This is a genomic window from Neobacillus sp. NRS-1170 (genome assembly GCF_050468025.1).
The window spans coordinates 106,465-124,694 of record NZ_JBITPF010000039.1 but is presented as its reverse complement, the minus strand read 5'-3'; the positions used below and the strand labels follow the sequence as shown (position 1 = coordinate 124,694).

Annotated in this window: 14 protein-coding genes; 12 read left to right on the top strand and 2 right to left on the bottom strand. The window is 39.4% G+C overall.

The features are described from left to right. Positions 1-173 precede the first annotated feature (173 nt). The 7 genes from dnaE (at position 174) to pyk (ending at position 10,616) form a co-directional block, all read left to right on the top strand. A complete protein-coding gene (dnaE, locus tag ACIFOT_RS18255; RefSeq protein WP_430066766.1) occupies positions 174-3,536 on the top strand; it encodes a DNA polymerase III subunit alpha in 3,363 nt (1,120 codons plus the stop codon). Positions 3,537-3,651: 115 nt separating this feature from the next. Next, positions 3,652-4,890, top strand: a complete 1,239-nt coding sequence (locus ACIFOT_RS18250) for an NAD(P)-dependent malic enzyme (RefSeq protein WP_430066765.1) — start codon at positions 3,652-3,654, stop codon at positions 4,888-4,890. Positions 4,891-4,946: 56 nt separating this feature from the next. After that, on the top strand, positions 4,947-5,513 hold the full coding sequence (locus tag ACIFOT_RS18245) for a FadR/GntR family transcriptional regulator (protein WP_430066815.1): 567 nt from the start codon (positions 4,947-4,949) through the stop codon (positions 5,511-5,513). A 206-nt stretch (positions 5,514-5,719) separates the two neighbouring features. Further along, positions 5,720-6,595 (top strand): acetyl-CoA carboxylase, carboxyltransferase subunit beta, encoded by an 876-nt coding sequence (gene accD, locus ACIFOT_RS18240; RefSeq protein ID WP_430066764.1) that lies wholly within the window; start codon positions 5,720-5,722, stop codon positions 6,593-6,595. Beyond that, positions 6,592-7,569: an acetyl-CoA carboxylase carboxyl transferase subunit alpha gene (accA, locus tag ACIFOT_RS18235; RefSeq protein ID WP_430066763.1), complete on the top strand. Its 978-nt coding sequence runs from the start codon at positions 6,592-6,594 to the stop codon at positions 7,567-7,569. Before accD ends, accA begins: the two co-directional genes overlap by 4 nt. A 295-nt stretch (positions 7,570-7,864) precedes the next feature. Continuing rightward, positions 7,865-8,824, top strand: a complete 960-nt coding sequence (pfkA, locus tag ACIFOT_RS18230; protein WP_430066762.1) for a 6-phosphofructokinase — start codon at positions 7,865-7,867, stop codon at positions 8,822-8,824. 28 nt (positions 8,825-8,852) lie between these two features. Then, entirely contained in the window at positions 8,853-10,616 is a 1,764-nt protein-coding gene (gene pyk / locus ACIFOT_RS18225) for a pyruvate kinase (RefSeq protein WP_430066761.1), read from the top strand. A 40-nt stretch (positions 10,617-10,656) separates the two neighbouring features. Here pyk and ytvI read toward each other — a convergent pair whose 3' ends face one another. After that, positions 10,657-11,772 (bottom strand): sporulation integral membrane protein YtvI, encoded by a 1,116-nt coding sequence (ytvI, locus tag ACIFOT_RS18220; protein WP_430066760.1) that lies wholly within the window; start codon positions 11,770-11,772, stop codon positions 10,657-10,659. Positions 11,773-11,983: 211 nt separating this feature from the next. On the opposite strand from ytvI, the gene ACIFOT_RS18215 reads away from it, so the two are divergent. From ACIFOT_RS18215 to ACIFOT_RS18195, 5 genes are all read left to right on the top strand, one after another. Further along, positions 11,984-12,445 carry a DUF441 domain-containing protein gene (locus ACIFOT_RS18215; protein WP_430066759.1) on the top strand — a complete coding sequence of 154 codons (462 nt, stop codon included), beginning with the start codon at positions 11,984-11,986 and terminating at the stop codon, positions 12,443-12,445. 264 nt (positions 12,446-12,709) lie between these two features. Next, on the top strand, positions 12,710-13,828 hold the full coding sequence (gene citZ, locus ACIFOT_RS18210) for a citrate synthase (protein WP_430066758.1): 1,119 nt from the start codon (positions 12,710-12,712) through the stop codon (positions 13,826-13,828). Between the two features lie 127 nt (positions 13,829-13,955). Beyond that, a complete protein-coding gene (gene icd / locus ACIFOT_RS18205; protein ID WP_430066757.1) occupies positions 13,956-15,224 on the top strand; it encodes an NADP-dependent isocitrate dehydrogenase in 1,269 nt (422 codons plus the stop codon). A gap of 67 nt (positions 15,225-15,291) precedes the next feature. Then, positions 15,292-16,230 carry a malate dehydrogenase gene (gene mdh / locus ACIFOT_RS18200; protein WP_335442090.1) on the top strand — a complete coding sequence of 313 codons (939 nt, stop codon included), beginning with the start codon at positions 15,292-15,294 and terminating at the stop codon, positions 16,228-16,230. Positions 16,231-16,313: 83 nt separating this feature from the next. Next, on the top strand, positions 16,314-16,790 hold the full coding sequence (locus ACIFOT_RS18195) for a MaoC/PaaZ C-terminal domain-containing protein (RefSeq protein ID WP_430066756.1): 477 nt from the start codon (positions 16,314-16,316) through the stop codon (positions 16,788-16,790). Positions 16,791-17,729: 939 nt separating this feature from the next. Here the strand turns inward: ACIFOT_RS18195 and ACIFOT_RS18190 are convergent. Then, the gene (locus ACIFOT_RS18190; protein WP_430066755.1) at positions 17,730-18,089 is read right to left on the bottom strand and encodes a nuclease-related domain-containing protein; all 360 of its coding nucleotides are present in this window, start codon (positions 18,087-18,089) and stop codon (positions 17,730-17,732) included. Positions 18,090-18,230: the final 141 nt, after the last annotated feature.

The following is an 18,230-nucleotide window of genomic DNA, read 5'->3' as shown; positions in this document are numbered from 1 at the left end:
CTACAGCCAATCCGTCATGAAGGTTAAAAAGCAACCTTCAAGCCGGCTCGTCTTATGCTTGTTGCCCCTGGGCAAGGCGCTTCCGCTTTTAAATTAAAATGAGAACATATTTTCCTTTTTTAGCATGAAGTCCTATAATAGATAGTGAGATAATTTATAAGGGTGTGACGTTTATGTCTTTTATTCACCTTCATGTATATAGTGCGTATAGTTTGTTGACTAGTACGGCTTCGGTCCCGGAATTAATCAAAAACGCCCAATCAAAGGGCTTTCGGGCGCTTGCCTTAACCGACAGAAATGTAATGTATGGGGCCATTGAATTTTATAAGCTCTGTAAAAAGCATAATATAAAACCGATAATCGGCTTAACCGTGGATGTTGCCAGTGAGATAAACGAAAACGAAGCATATCCACTCGTTTTACTTGCCGAAAATGATCGTGGTTTTAAGAATCTATTAAAAATATCCAGTGCTGTTCAAACAAAAGTAGAAAATGGGATACCGCTAAAATGGCTAAAACATTATTCAGATGGACTGATTGCCATCACACCGGGACTTGAAGGAGAAATCGAACAGCTATTATTAAAGAGCAACGAGGATTCGGCCCGTGCATTAATTAGAAAATTAACCGCTATTTTCGGCAGCGGCAACTTTTTTCTATCACTGCAAAATCATCAGCTTGAGCAAGAGAAGATTATTCGAAATCAGCTACAGTCCCTTTCGAGAGAAATGAATATCCCATTGGTTGCTTCCAATCGTGTCCATTATTTAGAAAAGGAAGATACCTTTGCTCACGAATGTTTGCTGGCGATTAAGAATGGTGATAAATTGCAGGATGATCATAAAGAGAAATTGGGAAGCGATCAATTCTATTTAAAACCCACATCAGAGATGATAGATGCTTTCTCAGATGTTCCAGAAGCTTTAGAAAATGCCCTGAATATTGCCGATAGATGTCAGGTGAATATCGAATTAAATAAAACCTATTTGCCGACTTATCCGACGGAAGATGGGATACCCTCAGAGGAATACCTTGAAATGCTTTGTAAAAGAGGCCTTCTTGAACGCTTTTCCTCTCCTAACAAAGAGTATCACAATCGTTTATTCTATGAATTAGAAGTAATTAAACGAATGAAGTTTAGTAATTATTTTTTAATTGTCTGGGATTTTATGAGATATGCCCGTGAAAATGGAATATTAACAGGCCCTGGAAGGGGGTCTGCTGCAGGATCACTGGTTGCATATGTTTTATATATTACCGATGTCGATCCGTTAAAACATAATTTGCTATTTGAGCGTTTTTTAAATCCAGAGCGGATTTCAATGCCCGATATTGATATCGATTTTCCAGACCATCGCCGCGATGAAGTAATTGAATATGTTGCAAAGAAATACGGAGGACTTCATGTCGCGCAAATTGTTACATTTGGGACACTTGCTGCCAAGGCATCATTAAGAGATGTCGGCAGAGTATTTGGCTTGAATTCAAAAGAGCTCGAGCAATTATCGCGTTTTATCCCTTCCCAGCTAGGAATAAATATCCAATCTGCCTACAATGAATCAGAGGGGTTTCAACGGTTTGTCCAGGAGTCTTCGATCAACCGAAAACTTTTTGAAACAGCCTTAAAGCTGGAAGGCTTGCCGCGCCATACCTCTACACATGCCGCAGGTGTGGTTATTAGTGAAAAGCAGCTCATAGAGTTAGTTCCGATTCAAAAGGGTTCGAATAATGTCTATCTAACCCAATATTCAATGGAATACTTAGAAGAGATTGGCTTGCTGAAGATGGATTTTTTAGGACTTAGGAATCTATCGCTTATAGAATCCATTTTATCTTCCATATCACGTCATACAGGAACGAATCTGGATATCAGGTCGATTCCATTAGATGATCCAAATGTCTTCGAACTATTGTCAAAGGGGGAAACGACAGGAATTTTCCAGCTGGAGTCGGAAGGGATGAGAAAGGTTTTAACACGGTTAAAGCCATCAAGATTTGAAGATATTGTTGCAGTTAATGCACTTTATCGGCCTGGTCCAATGGAGAATATCCCCCTGTTTATTGACAGGAAGCATGGCCGGCAGGCAGTCGAATACCCACATCCGGATCTGAAGCCAATTCTTGAGAATACATATGGAGTTATTGTTTACCAAGAACAAATAATTCAAATTGCTTCGAAAATGGCAGGGTTTACTCTCGGTGAAGCAGATCTGTTAAGAAGGGCTGTCGGGAAAAAGCAAAAAGAGGTATTGGACAAAGAGCGCCATCACTTTGTTCAAGGAGCGCTTAAAAAAGGATACAATTCATCCCTCGCCAATGACATTTATGATTTAATTGTCCGATTTGCCAATTATGGATTCAACAGAAGCCATGCGGTTGCCTACAGTATGATTGCATACCAGCTAGCCTATTTAAAAGCAAATTTTCCAGTGTATTTTATGGCTGGATTACTGACAACTGCCATTGGAAATGAGTCAAAAATCGCGCAATACATTATGGAAACAAAGCAGAAGGATATCATAATTCTTCCCCCGTCGATTAATCAGAGCGGTTATTCCTTTTTAGTTGAAAAAGGGGCAATCCGCTATAGCCTTGCAGCGATTAAAAGCGTGGGCGGCACCGCTTTAAAAGAAATTTTTCAAACAAGGAAAACAAAGAAGTTTCTGGACTTATTTGATTTTTGTATTCGGGTTTCCCCGAAAGCCATTAATCGGAAAACACTGGAGTCTCTCGTTCATTCCGGAAGCTTCGATGAATTTGGCGAGGATCGTGCGGTGATGCTAGCCAGTTTGGATGTTGCCATTGAACATGCCCAAATATTCAAACCGGATGATTCTAATCAATTTGATTTATTTGAGGAAGAATTTAATCTAAAGCCGAAGTATGTTGAGGTCGACCCAATCAGCCAGGAAAATAAACTATATTTTGAAAAAGAAGCACTTGGACTCTACCTGTCAGACCATCCGATTTCTATTTTCGAAAAGAGTCTAAAAAAGATAGGTGCGGTAGTGTTGATTCATCTTAAAACTGATCAGCGGAGAGCTGGTGTGGGTGTCTATATTTCCTCAATGAAACCCATTCGCACAAGAAAAGGGGATTCGATGGCATTTTTAACGGTGAGTGATGGCAGCGGAGAAATGGAGGCGGTCGCATTCCCAAATGTATATAAAAAAGCTTCGCTATTTTTAGTGCAGGGAAAATTCGCCTGGCTGGAGGGAAAAATAGAAGAACGGGATGGAAAACGGCAATTTATCATTCAACAAGTATTTGATTTAGAACAGTGGCTAGAAACCAAAATAGGAAAACAATCCATTTTGTATTTAAAAATTGTCACGGAAAAACAGGATGAAAAGTCGCTTAAGCAAATTAATCATGTTTTAAAGGAAAATAAAGGGGAAACGGGAGTTGTTTTACATTATGAAACAACCCGTAAAACCATTAAATTAGGATCAGAAAATAATGTTAATCCAAGCTCTGCTTTATTGAATAAATTAAGGACCATTCTTGGATCAGAAAATGTTGTGCTAAAAGATTAATTCTTTACAACTATCGAAGATATGTTATAGTGATAAAGAGACAAGTGTGGTCTGACCACCAATTTAACAGAATGTTCTACTAATTTTTTTGTAATTATTCGAGGGGTGACATATCTTGACTTTACGTGAAGAAGCATTACATATGCATCGAATTAACAAGGGCAAATTAGAATCAAAATCAAAGGTCCAAGTTCGGAATGCGACTGATTTAAGCCTAGCTTATTCACCAGGTGTAGCCGAACCATGTAAAGAGATTTATGAGAAACCAGAAACCGTATACGACTATACCATGAAAGGAAACATGGTTGCGGTAGTATCTGATGGTACAGCGGTTCTTGGACTTGGAAATATTGGTCCTGAAGCAGCTCTCCCAGTAATGGAGGGAAAAGCAGTATTATTTAAAAGCTTTGCCGGGGTTGATGCTTTTCCGATTTGCTTAAACACTACAGATGTTGATAAAATTGTTGAAACTGTTAAGTTACTTGAGCCAACCTTTGGCGGCGTAAATCTTGAAGACATTGCAGCCCCAAATTGTTTTGTTATTGAGGAAAGACTGAAAAAGGAAGCCAATATCCCAATCTTTCACGATGACCAGCATGGTACTGCGATTGTAACCGTTGCAGGTCTAGTCAATGCCTTAAAGCTTGTTGGCAAGAAAATGACAGAAATTAAAGTCGTTGCAAACGGTGCTGGGGCCGCTGGTATTGCTATTATTAAATTATTATATAGCTATGGCGTAAGAGATATCATTATGTGTGATACGAAGGGTGCCATCTACGAGGGCCGCCCTCAAGGTATGAACAATGTAAAAGCAGAAGTAGCAAAATATACAAATCGCGATAATCTTTCTGGCAGTCTTGCAGATGTTATTAAAGGCGCCGATGTCTTTATTGGAGTATCTGTTGCTGGGGCTCTAACGAAAGAAATGGTAGCATCCATGAATCCAGACTCAATCATTTTTGCGATGGCTAATCCAGTTCCAGAAATTATGCCTGATGATGCAAAAGAAGCAGGAGCGAAAGTTGTAGGAACAGGCCGCTCTGATTTCCCAAATCAAGTAAACAATGTACTTGCCTTCCCAGGCATTTTCCGCGGTGCGCTTGATGTTCGTGCTACCCATATTAACGAAAAAATGAAAGTGGCTGCAGTGGAAGCGATTGCGGGATTAATCCATGAAGATGAGTTAAATGCAGATTATGTTATTCCAGCTCCATTTGATCCAAGGGTTGCTCCAAATGTGGCAGCAGCAGTCGCTAAAGCTGCGATGGAAACAGGTGTCGCCCGCATAAAAGTAGACCCAGAAGAAGTGAAAGAAAAAACACAAAGGCTCGCTTTGATTGGCAAAAGTGAGTGATTCCATTAGTGACAAGCTCAAAGGTATATTTAGAGATTGTAAAGCAATTACGAGAAATGATTACAATTGATGGGCTGAAGTCAGGAGATAAAATCCCTTCAGAACGAGAATTGTCAGAGCGCCTGAATTTCGGGCGCTCTTCAGTTCGAGAAGCATTAAGAGCATTAGAATTACTTGGCTTAATTGAAACACGCCGCGGTGAAGGAACTTACATCAGAGACTTCCGCGGTAATCAGCTGGTCCAGCTTCTCGGCACATTTATTTTACAGGATGAAAAAGCCAAACGGGATGTGTTCGAAACTAAAAACTATATCGAGATGGATTGTCTGCGATTGGTCCTTCAAAGGATGGACGATCATCATTTAGCCCTTTTGCAGGATTGGATTAATAAAGAAGAACATTTTACAGATGATGAGTTCTTTTACCGAATCATCGAAATGTCTGACAATCACCTGTTCTTGAGGATCTGGTTAATCTTAAAAGAGTATTATTATTCTTTGGATCCCATCGAGGGTGCCAATAAGTTTGAAGACTATATACTTTTACTAAATGGATTAGCTGAGAAAGATGAAGCAAAAACACTTTCTGCTTACTGCAACTTAAGAAATTTGTCTTCATTTTAATGACAAGAACTAACAAATTTTGAACTCTTTTTATTTTATAGTGAATTCTGTACAAGCCCAATTTAAAGGGTATATAAAATCATCCGGTGGTCTGACCACTTTTGTGAATATAAACGTATGAAGTTTAAATAAGATAGAAAGACTTCTGAATAGAATATAGTGGGGGATCGTCCCATAATGCAGAAGCGAACCAGGGAGGTTTAATTTTGGCGCTTAAAGATCTATTTACAAAAAACCAAACAAAAAAGAAAAAATACGCAACTATACCGACAGAAGCAGCAAAAAGTGATGTTCCGGAAGGAATTATGACGAAGTGTCCTACATGTAAGAAAATCATGTATACAAAAGAGCTCACTAAAAATTTTATGGTTTGTTTACATTGCGGACATCATTTTCCGATGAATGCGAAAGAACGAATCGATAGCTTTATTGATGAGGGAAGCTTTGAAGAAATTAATGAAAATATGATTTCCAAAAATCCACTTGATTTTCCGGATTATTTGGAAAAGCTTGAAAAGGACCGGCAAAAAAGTAAGTTAAATGAAGCAGTTGTAACGGGAATAGGGACGGTTAGCGGACATAAAATCGTCGTGGCCATCATGGATTCATCCTTCCGAATGGGAAGTATGGGATCAGTTGTTGGCGAGAAAATTACACTTGCAATTGAAAAAGCAGATGAAATTGGTGTACCATTTGTCATTTTTACAGCCTCTGGCGGTGCTAGAATGCAGGAGGGTGCTTTAAGCTTGATGCAAATGGCTAAGACGAGTGTTGCTTTAAAGAAATTCAGCGACAACGGCGGCTTGATTATTTCCATTATGACTCATCCGACAACAGGCGGTGTTTCGGCAAGCTTTGCTTCATTAGGGGATTACAACCTGGCTGAACCTGGAGCGTTAATTGCATTTGCCGGACGGCGAGTAATTGAGCAATCAATCCGTGAAGAATTGCCAGAGGATTTTCAAACAGCAGAGTTTCTATTAAAGCATGGTCAGCTGGATGCAATTATTTCGCGTCTTGAAATGGTGGAGAAAATTTCAACTATTCTAGATATTCATCAACCAGGGGGTGAACTGGCATGATTGGAGAATTGGAATTTGAACGTCCGGTAGTGGAGCTAAGGAAGAAAATTAGTGAATTAAAGGAATTCACAAAAAACGCTGATGTCGATTTAAGCTCTGAAATTAAAAAATTAGAGGGACGTTTAGCAAAGCTTGAGCAGGATATTTACGAGAATATTAAACCGTGGGACAGGGTCCAAATCGCTCGCCTTGCGAACAGACCGACAACCCTCGATTATATTTCCTTCCTGTTTGAGGATTTCTTTGAATGTCATGGTGATCGCACCTTTGCTGATGATGAAGCAATTGTCGGCGGAATAGCTAAATTTAAAGGTCTTCCGGTTACTGTCATTGGCCATCAGCGAGGAAAAGACACGAAGGAAAACATTCGCCGAAACTTTGGAATGCCACATCCTGAGGGCTATAGAAAAGCCCTTCGCTTAATGAAGCAGGCAGATAAATTTAATCGGCCAATTATTTGCTTTATTGATACAAAAGGTGCCTATCCAGGGAAGGCTGCAGAAGAACGGGGCCAAAGTGAAGCGATCGCCCGCAATCTGTTTGAGATGGCTGGTTTAAAGGTACCCGTTATTTGTATTGTTATTGGAGAAGGCGGCAGCGGCGGGGCCTTGGCACTCGGAGTAGGGAATCGCATTTATATGCTCGAAAACTCAACCTACTCGGTTATTTCACCAGAGGGGGCAGCTGCAATTTTATGGAAGGATGCCTCTTTCGCTAAAAATGCAGCCGAAACGATGAAAATTACCGCTCCTGACTTAAAAGAACTCGGTGTAATTGATGACATCATCCCTGAAATAAAGGGCGGTGCCCATAAGGATGTTCAAAAACAGGCGGAGGAAATTGATAAGGTTCTTAACGCCTCCTTACAGCAACTGTTAAAATTATCTGAGGATGAGTTAATTTCCGATCGGTACAATCGATTCCGCACAATCGGTGAATATGCTTTAATCAATGATCTAATTGGAGTTAAATAAAAAATCGTGCTCACTGGGGCACGATTTTTTTACTCGTTCAAAAAATAAACACGGAAATTTCAAGGAAAAGACAATAATGACGCTTACAACCACTGATAAAACGCTTCCAGTTAACTAACTATTCTGTCTATTGTAATTACTAATACGATTGGGTTGTTATGGCTATTTCTTCATGTTATTTTATTAATATTCAAAGGTTTTATGTCTAATAATAAAAAAAGGTATTTTGGCATATTCTGTGTTTCTTTCAAGGAATGATTACATAATTTTTTATTTTGATATTGAGGTGGTAGCCATGAAAAAAATTGGGGTACTTACGAGCGGTGGAGATTCCCCGGGGATGAATCCAGCCATCCGCGCTGTCGTTCGAAAAGCAATCTATCATAATGTTGAGGTTTATGGTATTTACGGCGGATATTCCGGATTAATCTGTGGAAATATTAAAAAATTAGAGCTTGGTTCCGTTGGGGACATTATTCATCGTGGTGGTACCATGCTGCATTCAGCACGGTGTCCGGAGTTTAAAACAAAAGAAGTCCAGCAAAAAGGGATTGAGCAGCTGAATGTCCACGGGATTGAAGGCCTTGTTGTTATTGGCGGGGATGGTTCATACCGTGGGGCGAAGGCATTGACAGAGCTTGGCTATCCATGTGTCGGTGTTCCTGGAACGATTGATAATGATATTCCAGGAACAGAACTAACAATTGGTTTTGATACGGCATTAAATACAGTTATAGATGCAGTCGATAAAATACGTGACACTGCTACATCTCATGAAAGAACTTTTGTCATTGAAGTAATGGGCCGGGACGCAGGGGATATTGCTCTATGGGCAGGACTTGCCGGCGGTGCAGAAACAATTCTTATTCCAGAAGAAAATTATGACATGAATGAGGTAGCTGAAAGGCTCCGTAAAGGACAAGAGCGTGGGAAAAAGCATAGTATTATCATTGTTGCTGAAGGCGTGTGCAGCGGCGTTGAATTTGCCAAGCAGCTTCAAGATTTAACGAACTTTGACACACGGGTTTCAGTGTTGGGGCATATGCAGCGCGGGGGATCCCCGACAGCTGCTGACAGAGTATTAGCCAGCAGATTAGGAGCAAGAGCAGTTGAGCTTCTCATTGAAGGTAAAGGCGGCCGGGCCGTAGGAATAGAAAAAAATCAGCTAGTTGATTACGACATTAGTGAAGCTTTAGGCCGGAAGCATGTATTAGATCTTGAATTGTTTAAGCTATCAAAGGAATTATCTATTTAACTATTTTGTGGTATCGGAGGATAAAAGGATGTTACGTAAAACAAAAATCGTTTGTACGATTGGGCCTGCTAGTGAAAGTGTTGAAAAGTTAACCCAATTAATAAATTCAGGAATGAATGTGGCCCGGTTGAATTTCTCCCATGGGGATTTTGAAGAGCATGGCGGACGGATTCGAAATATCCGCGAAGCAGCAGAGCAGACTGGAAAAACCGTTGCCATTTTACTTGATACAAAGGGCCCGGAAATTCGGACAAACAATATGGTAAACGGTGCGATTGAGTTAAAGGCCGGAGAAAATATTATTGTTTCAATGACAGAAGTCGAAGGAACGGTTGAAAAATTCTCTGTTACATATCCAGGGCTGATAGAAGATGTGCATATCGGTTCAAAAATCCTACTAGACGATGGATTGATTGGACTTGAAGTTATCAAGATAGATAATGCCGAAAATGAAATTCATACTAAAATTTTAAACAGCGGCACGTTAAAAAATAAAAAAGGTGTCAATGTTCCGGGCGTGTCGGTTAAACTGCCGGGAATTACGGAAAAGGATCGACAAGATATCCTTTTTGGAATCGAACAAGGAATTGATTTTATTGCCGCTTCATTTGTTCGTACGGCCAAAGACGTGTTAGAAATCCGTCAGCTTTTAGAAGAAAATAATGCTGCACATATCCATATTATCCCTAAGATCGAAAACCATGAGGGTGTCGATAACATCGATGAAATTCTAGAGATTTCTGATGGTTTGATGGTGGCCCGTGGAGACCTTGGCGTCGAAATTCCTGCAGAAGAGGTTCCGCTTGTTCAAAAAATGCTCATTAAGAAATGTAATGCTCAAGGAAAGCCTGTCATTACAGCTACACAGATGCTGGACTCAATGCAGCGAAATCCAAGACCAACAAGAGCAGAAGCAAGCGACGTAGCCAATGCTATTTTTGATGGAACAGATGCCATTATGCTATCGGGAGAAACCGCTGCAGGACTTTATCCGGTGGAAGCAGTTCAAACCATGCACAATATTGCTTCAAGAGCAGAACAAGCTTTGGATCATAAGGAAATTCTCTCAAGCCGCAGTAAAGACACTGAGCACAATCTTACCGATGCGATTGGCCAGTCTGTAGCTCATACAGCTTTAAATTTAGAGGTAAATGCGATTATTACTCCGACAGAAAGCGGACATACTGCAAGAATGATTTCTAAATATCGTCCAAAAGCTCCGATTGTTGCGGTTGCTGCTGATGATTCTGTTTCCCGCCGTTTATCTCTTGTTTGGGGCGTTTATCCGCGTGTTGGAATAATGTGCGCAACAACTGATGAAATGCTTGATATTGCTGTTCAAGAAAGTTTAAACAGCGGGATTGTTAAAAGTGGTGATTTAGTAGTCATTACTGCAGGTGTACCAGTCGGTGAAGCTGGAACAACGAATCTGATGAAAATTCATGTTGTCGGCGATATTATCACTAAAGCTCAAGGAATTGGCCGAAAGTCTGCATTCGGTAAAGTGGTTATTGCTCATAATGCACATGAAGCTTTAGAAAAAGTAAAGCCAGGTTCGATTCTTGTGACAATTGGTTCGGATCGTGATATGGTTCCTGCGATTGAAAAATGTGCCGCTCTCATTACCCAGGAAGGCGGATTAACAAGCCATGCAGCTGTGGTGGGATTAAACCTAGGCATTCCAGTAATTGTCGGCGTAGACAATGTGATGGAATTATTGAGAGAAGGCCAAGAGATAACCGTCGATGCAACAAGCGGAGTTATTTATAACGGGCATGCAAGCGTCTTATAATAAGAAAGTCAGCTTCCTATAGGGAGCTGACTTTTTTATGCTATGCTTGCTTTCCTTTTATAAAGGACCATACATCATGAAAAACATTTGCACGATAAAGCGTGCTAATGATGACGAGAGTAACCGGCCCAACAATCAAGCCTAGAAAACCAATCAATTTAAAACCAACAAAAAGTGCAATCAAAGTGGCTAATGGGTCGAGGCCAATACTGGAAGAAAGAATTTTCGGCTCCATAATTTGCCTTTGAACTAAGACAATGATATAGAGGACGCCAAGTCCAATCGCAAGGCCCATATCACCGCCGATTGCTTCATAAATAATCCACGGTACAAACACAGCACCTGTTCCCAGGTATGGGATGATGTCAACGATTCCCGTAACTAATGCAATCGTAATCGCATAATCAACCCTTAAGACAAGCAGACCAATAAGAATAATAACAGTTGTAATAGAGATAAGTGTTAATTGTGCTCTTATAAAGCCAAATAAGGCCCTCTTTAAGTCAGCGAAAACCGTTCTGCCGCTCCTTTTTGCTTTTTCAGGTAAAAGCCTTCCTCCCATGGCTGATAAACGATACCAATCTTTGCTGATAAAGAAAGTAGCCAATAGCGAAAAAATGAGCACGGTTGCCACATTTGGAAACCAGGAAATGATATTTGGTATTTTTAAAAATAAATTTTGGATGAACGAGCCAACCGTAGAGCCGATTTTCTGTCCGACATTTTGAATATTGGTAATGATCGTATCCTGCTGTCCGGTTTCAAGCTTATTAAAAACACTCGTTAATTGATTGTAAAGCGGGAGAATTTGGCCTGTAAAATAATCCTCAAGATAGTTAATAAGTGTATCAAGATGTTCTGGAACTACCTTAGCTAAATAAGTGGCTCCAGACACAATCTCAGCTACCAATAGTGTAATTAAGCCGGCAAATAGGGCAAATATAATAATTAGGGCAAGGAAGACAGAAAGTACACGGGGCATTTTTGCCTTTTTTTCAAAAATATTGACGAGAGGGTTAATCATAAGAGCAATAATAAGGCCGATAATAAAGGGATAAGCCACCTTTGATACAAAATAAAAAGAAAAGAGTGCCAATACCACGACACCAATTACAATTAAAAATCTTAATGACTGATATATGTATTTAGGATTCAAGCATAGACCTCCTATTCATTACGAAATATTGGTTTTAGTTTACCATTTTATAAGCATTTGTGCATAATTTTCCAAACCTTAAACATTAATACGAAAGTAATGAATAAAAGTTTCAAAAATTTAGAGAACAAATCTTTCTTGTCAATTCAGGATTCTGCCCTTTTTTAAATATTATGGTACAATAATTTGTATGTGGAAATGGTGTGACAAAATGATAAGCAAGCCTGTTTTATTCCTTATTTTATTACTGGTAATTGGATTTCTTGCTAAAAATAGTTCATTAATGTTGGCTATAGCAGTCCTGCTCTTTTTAAAGCTAATCGGCATGGATTCTAAATCTTTCTCTTTTCTGCAAGCGAAGGGAATTAATTGGGGAGTCACCGTGATTACCATCGCAGTGTTAGCACCGATTGCATCGGGTGAAATTGGCTTTCGAGACTTAACAGGCGCTTTTAAAACTCCATATGCATGGATTGCGCTTGTCTCAGGGATGTTAGTAGCTTTGCTGGCAAAGGGCGGCGTAATCTTATTAGCAAATGATCCACAGATTACTACAGCCTTGGTTTTAGGTACCATTCTTTCTGTTTCCATCTTCAAAGGTGTGGCGGTAGGTCCATTGATTGGCGCCGGAATAGCCTATGCCTCGATGAAAATTTTCAGTTTTTTTACTTAGATTTTTTGTGAAATAATATTTTTTTTTCAAATTCAGGTCCTTTTCATTCACAAAGTTCTGATAATTGTTTATAATAGGCTTGTAAGCGTCACCTTTTTTACATAAACCATATATGTATACGGTATTACTTGTGAAAATTTTTTTACCATTTTGAATGAAAAGGCATTCAAATTTTTTATTCTTATCCTGAGCAGTCGCTCAATCAAATTTTTTTGTTAACAAAATGGGTAATGGGGAAAATAATATGTGAAGGAGAGATTAACTATGTCAGTAACACGTGGTCTTGAAGGGGTAGTGGCAACAACTTCATCAATTAGTTCAATTATTGATGACACACTAACATATGTTGGCTATGACATTGATGATTTAGCTAAAAATGCTAGCTTTGAAGAAGTCATTTATTTATTATGGCACCGCAAGCTTCCTAATTCCGAACAATTAGCGGAATTAAAACAGCAGCTTGCAGAAAGCGCTGCACTTCCAAAAGAAGTGATCGAGCATTTTAAAATGTACCCAATTCAAAAAGTACATCCGATGGCAGCACTTCGTTCAGCTGTATCTTTATTAGGCTTATACGATGAGGAAGCAGATGTTATGGATGCAGAAGCGAATTATCGAAAAGCTGTCCGCCTGCAGGCAAAAATGCCAGCAATTGTAACTACGTTTGCCCGCGTTAGAAAAGGTCTTGACCCAATCGCTCCAAGACAAGATTTAAGCTTTGCAGCAAATTTCCTTTATATGTTAACAGGCAATGTACCAGATGCAATTGCGGTAGAAGCAATTGATAAAGCATTGGTATTACATGCTGACCATGAATTAAATGCATCTACATTCACTGCACGTGTATGTGTGGCTACATTATCGGACGTTTATTCAGGTGTAACCGCAGCTATTGGTGCTTTAAAAGGCCCTCTTCACGGTGGTGCCAATGAAGCCGTAATGAAAATGCTGACGGAAATCGGTACATTGGAAAATGTTGAGCCATATGTACGCGGTAAGCTTGAAAACAAAGAAAAAATCATGGGCTTTGGCCACAGGGTATATCGTCAAGGCGACCCGCGTGCCAAGCACTTAAAAGAAATGTCAAAAAAATTAACAGAGTTAACAGGCGAACCGCATTGGTACGATATGTCAGTTAAAATTGAAGGCATCGTTACTGGAGAAAAGAAACTTCCACCTAACGTCGACTTCTATTCTGCATCTGTCTATCACAGCTTAGGAATTGATCATGACTTAATGACACCAATCTTTGCCGTAAGTCGTGTTTCCGGCTGGCTTGCTCATATTTTAGAGCAATATGAAAACAATCGTCTGATTCGTCCTCGTGCTGAATACACAGGTCCAGGAATGCAGAAATATATTCCAATTGAACAAAGAGGATAATATTTTTCATTTTTTTAAAAATTGTTGTAAAATAGGAGAGTATGAAAAGGTTAGGGACCTTGGTTCTCTAACCTTTGATTCAGTCCAACATTTTTAGTTTTCATACATAATAGGAGGGAGAACATCTATGCAAGGCGAAAAAATTACTGTAACAAATGGAGTATTAAATGTACCAAACAATCCAATTATCCCATTTATTGAGGGAGACGGTATTGGTCCTGATATCTGGGCTGCTTCCGAACGAGTTTTAAATGCAGCTGTAGAAAAAGCCTATAAAGGCGAGCGCAAATTGGTGTGGAAAGAAGTTCTTGCTGGAGAAAAAGCATTCAATCAAACTGGCGAATGGCTTCCAAAAGAAACTTTAGATTTAATTAGTGAATATCTAATTGCCATCAAAGGCCCACTTACAACTCCTGTAGGTGGTGGAATTCGTTCGTTAAACGTTGCTCTACGTCAAGAGCTAGATTTATTTGTATGCTTACGTCCCGTAAGATGGTTTGAAGGTGTTCCTTCGCCAGTTAAGCGTCCTCAAGATACGGATATGGTTATCTTCCGTGAAAACACAGAAGATATTTATGCTGGTATTGAGTATGAAAAAGGAACTGAAGCAGTTAAAAAGGTCATCGAATTCCTTCAAAACGAAATGGGTGTAAATAAAATCAGATTCCCAGAAACGTCTGGTATCGGTATTAAACCTATTTCTGAAGAAGGTACAACTCGTCTTGTCCGTGCTGCTATTAACTATGCTATTAAAGAAGGCCGTAAATCAGTTACCCTCGTGCATAAAGGAAATATCATGAAATTCACTGAAGGCGCGTTTAAAAACTGGGGTTATGAGCTAGCTGAAAAAGAATTCGGCGATAAAGTCTTTACATGGGCTCAATATGATAGCATTAAAGCTGAGCAAGGTACAGATGCTGCTAACAAGGCACAAGCTGATGCTGAAGCTGCAGGCAAAATCATTGTTAAAGATGCGATTGCTGATATCTTCTTACAACAAATCCTAACTCGTCCTCGTGAGTTCGATGTTGTTGCAACAATGAACCTAAACGGTGACTTCATTTCCGATGCACTTGCAGCACAAGTTGGTGGTATCGGTATTGCTCCTGGAGCTAATATCAACTATGAAACTGGACATGCCATTTTTGAAGCAACTCACGGAACTGCTCCAAAGTACGCAGGTCTTGATAAGGTAAACCCTTCATCAGTTATTTTATCTGGTGTATTATTGCTTGAGCACTTAGGCTGGAACGAAGCGGCTACAATGGTCATTAAATCAGTGGAAAAAACTATTGCATCTAAAGTTGTAACTTATGACTTTGCCCGCTTAATGGACGGAGCAACTGAAGTGAAAACTTCTGAGTTTGCTGACGAGCTAATCAAAAACATGGAGTAATTTTTCGAGGGCTGTTTTTAACAGCCCTTTGATTAAATATTTATAACGGAAAAAGGGGAGAGCTAATATGTCATTAAAGCGTAAAAAGGTTTCTGTAATCGGTGGCGGATTTACTGGTGCAACTACTGCATTTTTACTTGCACAAAAAGAACTTGCTGACGTTGTTTTAGTTGATATCCCGCAAATGGAAAACCCAACCAAAGGTAAAGCATTAGATATGCTTGAAGCTAGTCCAGTTCAAGGCTTTGATGCTAATATCACAGGTACTTCCAATTATGAAGATACAAAGGATTCTGATATCGTTGTTATCACAGCAGGGATTGCCCGTAAACCAGGCATGAGCCGAGACGATTTAGTGCAAACCAACCAAAAAGTAATGAAGAGTGTAACACAGGAGATTGCAAAGTATTCTCCAAACTGCACAATTCTTGTATTAACAAACCCGGTTGATGCAATGACGTATACAGTATTCAAAGAATCTGGCTTCCCTAAGAACCGTGTAATCGGTCAATCAGGTGTTCTTGATACAGCTCGTTTCCGTACATTTATTTCACAAGAATTAAACCTTTCCGTAAAAGATATTACCGGTTTCGTATTAGGCGGACATGGTGACGACATGGTTCCTCTTGTTCGTTACTCTTATGCCGGCGGTATCCCGCTCGAAACTTTAATTCCGAAAGATCGTCTTGATTCAATCGTTGAACGCACCCGTAAAGGCGGTGGCGAAATCGTAAACCTTCTTGGAAACGGAAGCGCTTACTATGCTCCTGCAGCCTCTTTAGTGGAAATGTGTGAAGCGATACTTAAAGACCAACGCCGCGTTCTTCCTTCAATCGCTTATCTTGAAGGCGAATATGGTTACGATGGAATTTACCTTGGTGTACCAACGATCCTTGGTGCAAACGGTATTGAAAAGATAATCGAGCTTGAGTTAACTGCAGACGAAAAAGCAGCATTAGACAAATCTGTTGATTCTGTTCGCAACGTAATGAACGTATTAGCTTAATAGATTGTTGTCGAATTCGGGGTTTTGGACCCCGAATTTTCTCTATATTTTTTTGGAATCGCTTACAAAGGGGTGTGTTTTAGATGCTTTTAGGGAAAAAAAGAAAACTAGGGAGAAGAATTGAAGAAATAACCGTTGGGGAAAAATTAACTTTAACTGAAAAGATTGAAGATAAAGATTTACTTCTTTATTTAGGTTTAACCGATGACGCCAACCCGCTCTATATTCAACATGACTACGCATCGCAAACACCATTTGAAAAACCAATTGTTCCAAGTATTATGCTGACCGGCATGATCACTTCGGCCATTTCAAAATATTTACCTGGTCCGGGGAGCCATATTTTAAGCCAAAATCTTGAGTTCCCTAAGCCTGTTTATCATTACGGAACCGTCGAGTTTTTATTCGAGATTATTAATGTGGACAGGGATGACCATACTGTTTTAATTCAAGTGGCAGCTGTCAACGAAAAAAATGAAACTGTCATAAATGGTACCGTAAAAGTTTGCCCGCCGCATCGATTGCAGGAAATTCATGGGACTGCTTTAGATAATTTTTAAGAAATATTTACTTATTATAAATTCATTGCCCGTTACTTTCAAAAAAAGAGTTCCGCGGTCAATAAAAGAGCATTTCATTGCCCGTACCAGGTAAAAAGGTGTCTTCAAGGTAAATGAAAGAGCATTTCATTGCCCGCAACCGGTAAAAAGAGGTCTTCATGGTAAATGAAAGAGCGTTTCATTGCCCGTACCAGGTAAAAAGGTGTCATCAAGGTAAATGAAAGAGCATTTCATTGCCCGTAACCGGTAAAAAGAGGTCTTCAAGGTAAATGAAAGAGCGTTTCATTGCCCGCAACCGGTAAAAAGAGGTTTTCAAGGTAAATGAAAGAGCGTTTCATTGCCCGCAACCGGTAAAAAGAGGTCTTCAAGGTAAATGAAAGAGCATTTCATTGCCCGTAACCCTTTAAAAAGGGATATTACGGGCAATGAATATACAATAATCACAGCTTAGCAATCACGACTTTATTAATAAATATTGTAAATTTATATTTACTCAAAATAACGATCCTTTTTCTCACCCAAAGCCTTAAAATTCCTCTTAAGTATTCGCCTAATTACCTTCTTTGACACAGCTCCCCTACACCACTCAAAAACACAATTCGTTGTTATTTTTTTATCCGGAAACAATAGCCTTATTTCCTCGACACACCTTAAAATCGCAGAATCAACCTCTTCCTCGGATTCACAATCTTTACAGAACATTTTCCCTCCGGAAACTGAAACCTTAAAAGAATTGCAGAATTCACAGATATGCCCCTTCCGTATTTTTTCAAAAGAATAAGCGGGCAAAGACGTATATGGTGATTCAACCTGGTGCAAAGAAGCTAGTTTCTCCGCTAGGATTTTATGCTTGTTAGATAGTTTTGACGGCAGGGAATTTAATTTTTTCATGAACTTTTTTAATTGTGTCGGATGAATAATAGGCTCGTTAGGGGGCGATTAATATAAGGTGAACTCGGGGTTAATAAATACAACGTAGCCCTTAATGGGGAAATTATATCCCATATTTTGGAGTAATTGACGGAGCAGTAAAGTATTCTTATTCAGCTGATCCAATGGATTCTGATATTCCTCCCCAGAAAATGATTCCAACCTGTTAGTTTTGAAAATAAGTTCGTATTCATAATTTTTTACCTCAAATAGATGGATTGTTTCTTGAAAAAGAATCACTGAATCATTTTGGAAACTAGTATTACCTACCTTAAGCAGCAAATCATTTAAAATATAGCATTCATTCTGGAGCTGCTCTGTTAATAAATCAAACTGAACCTCTTCTTCAAAGCCCTTCTTAAGGTTCAATAGTGCCTCTTTTCTTCCGCTGTTAATTCCATCCTTGTGTTTAAAATTCTTAATATCCTTAATTCCTTTGATTCAATGCGAGGTTTAAAGGCCATAACCCACTTCCTTTCCAGTTTTAACTTTAATATTACTTAAAAATAC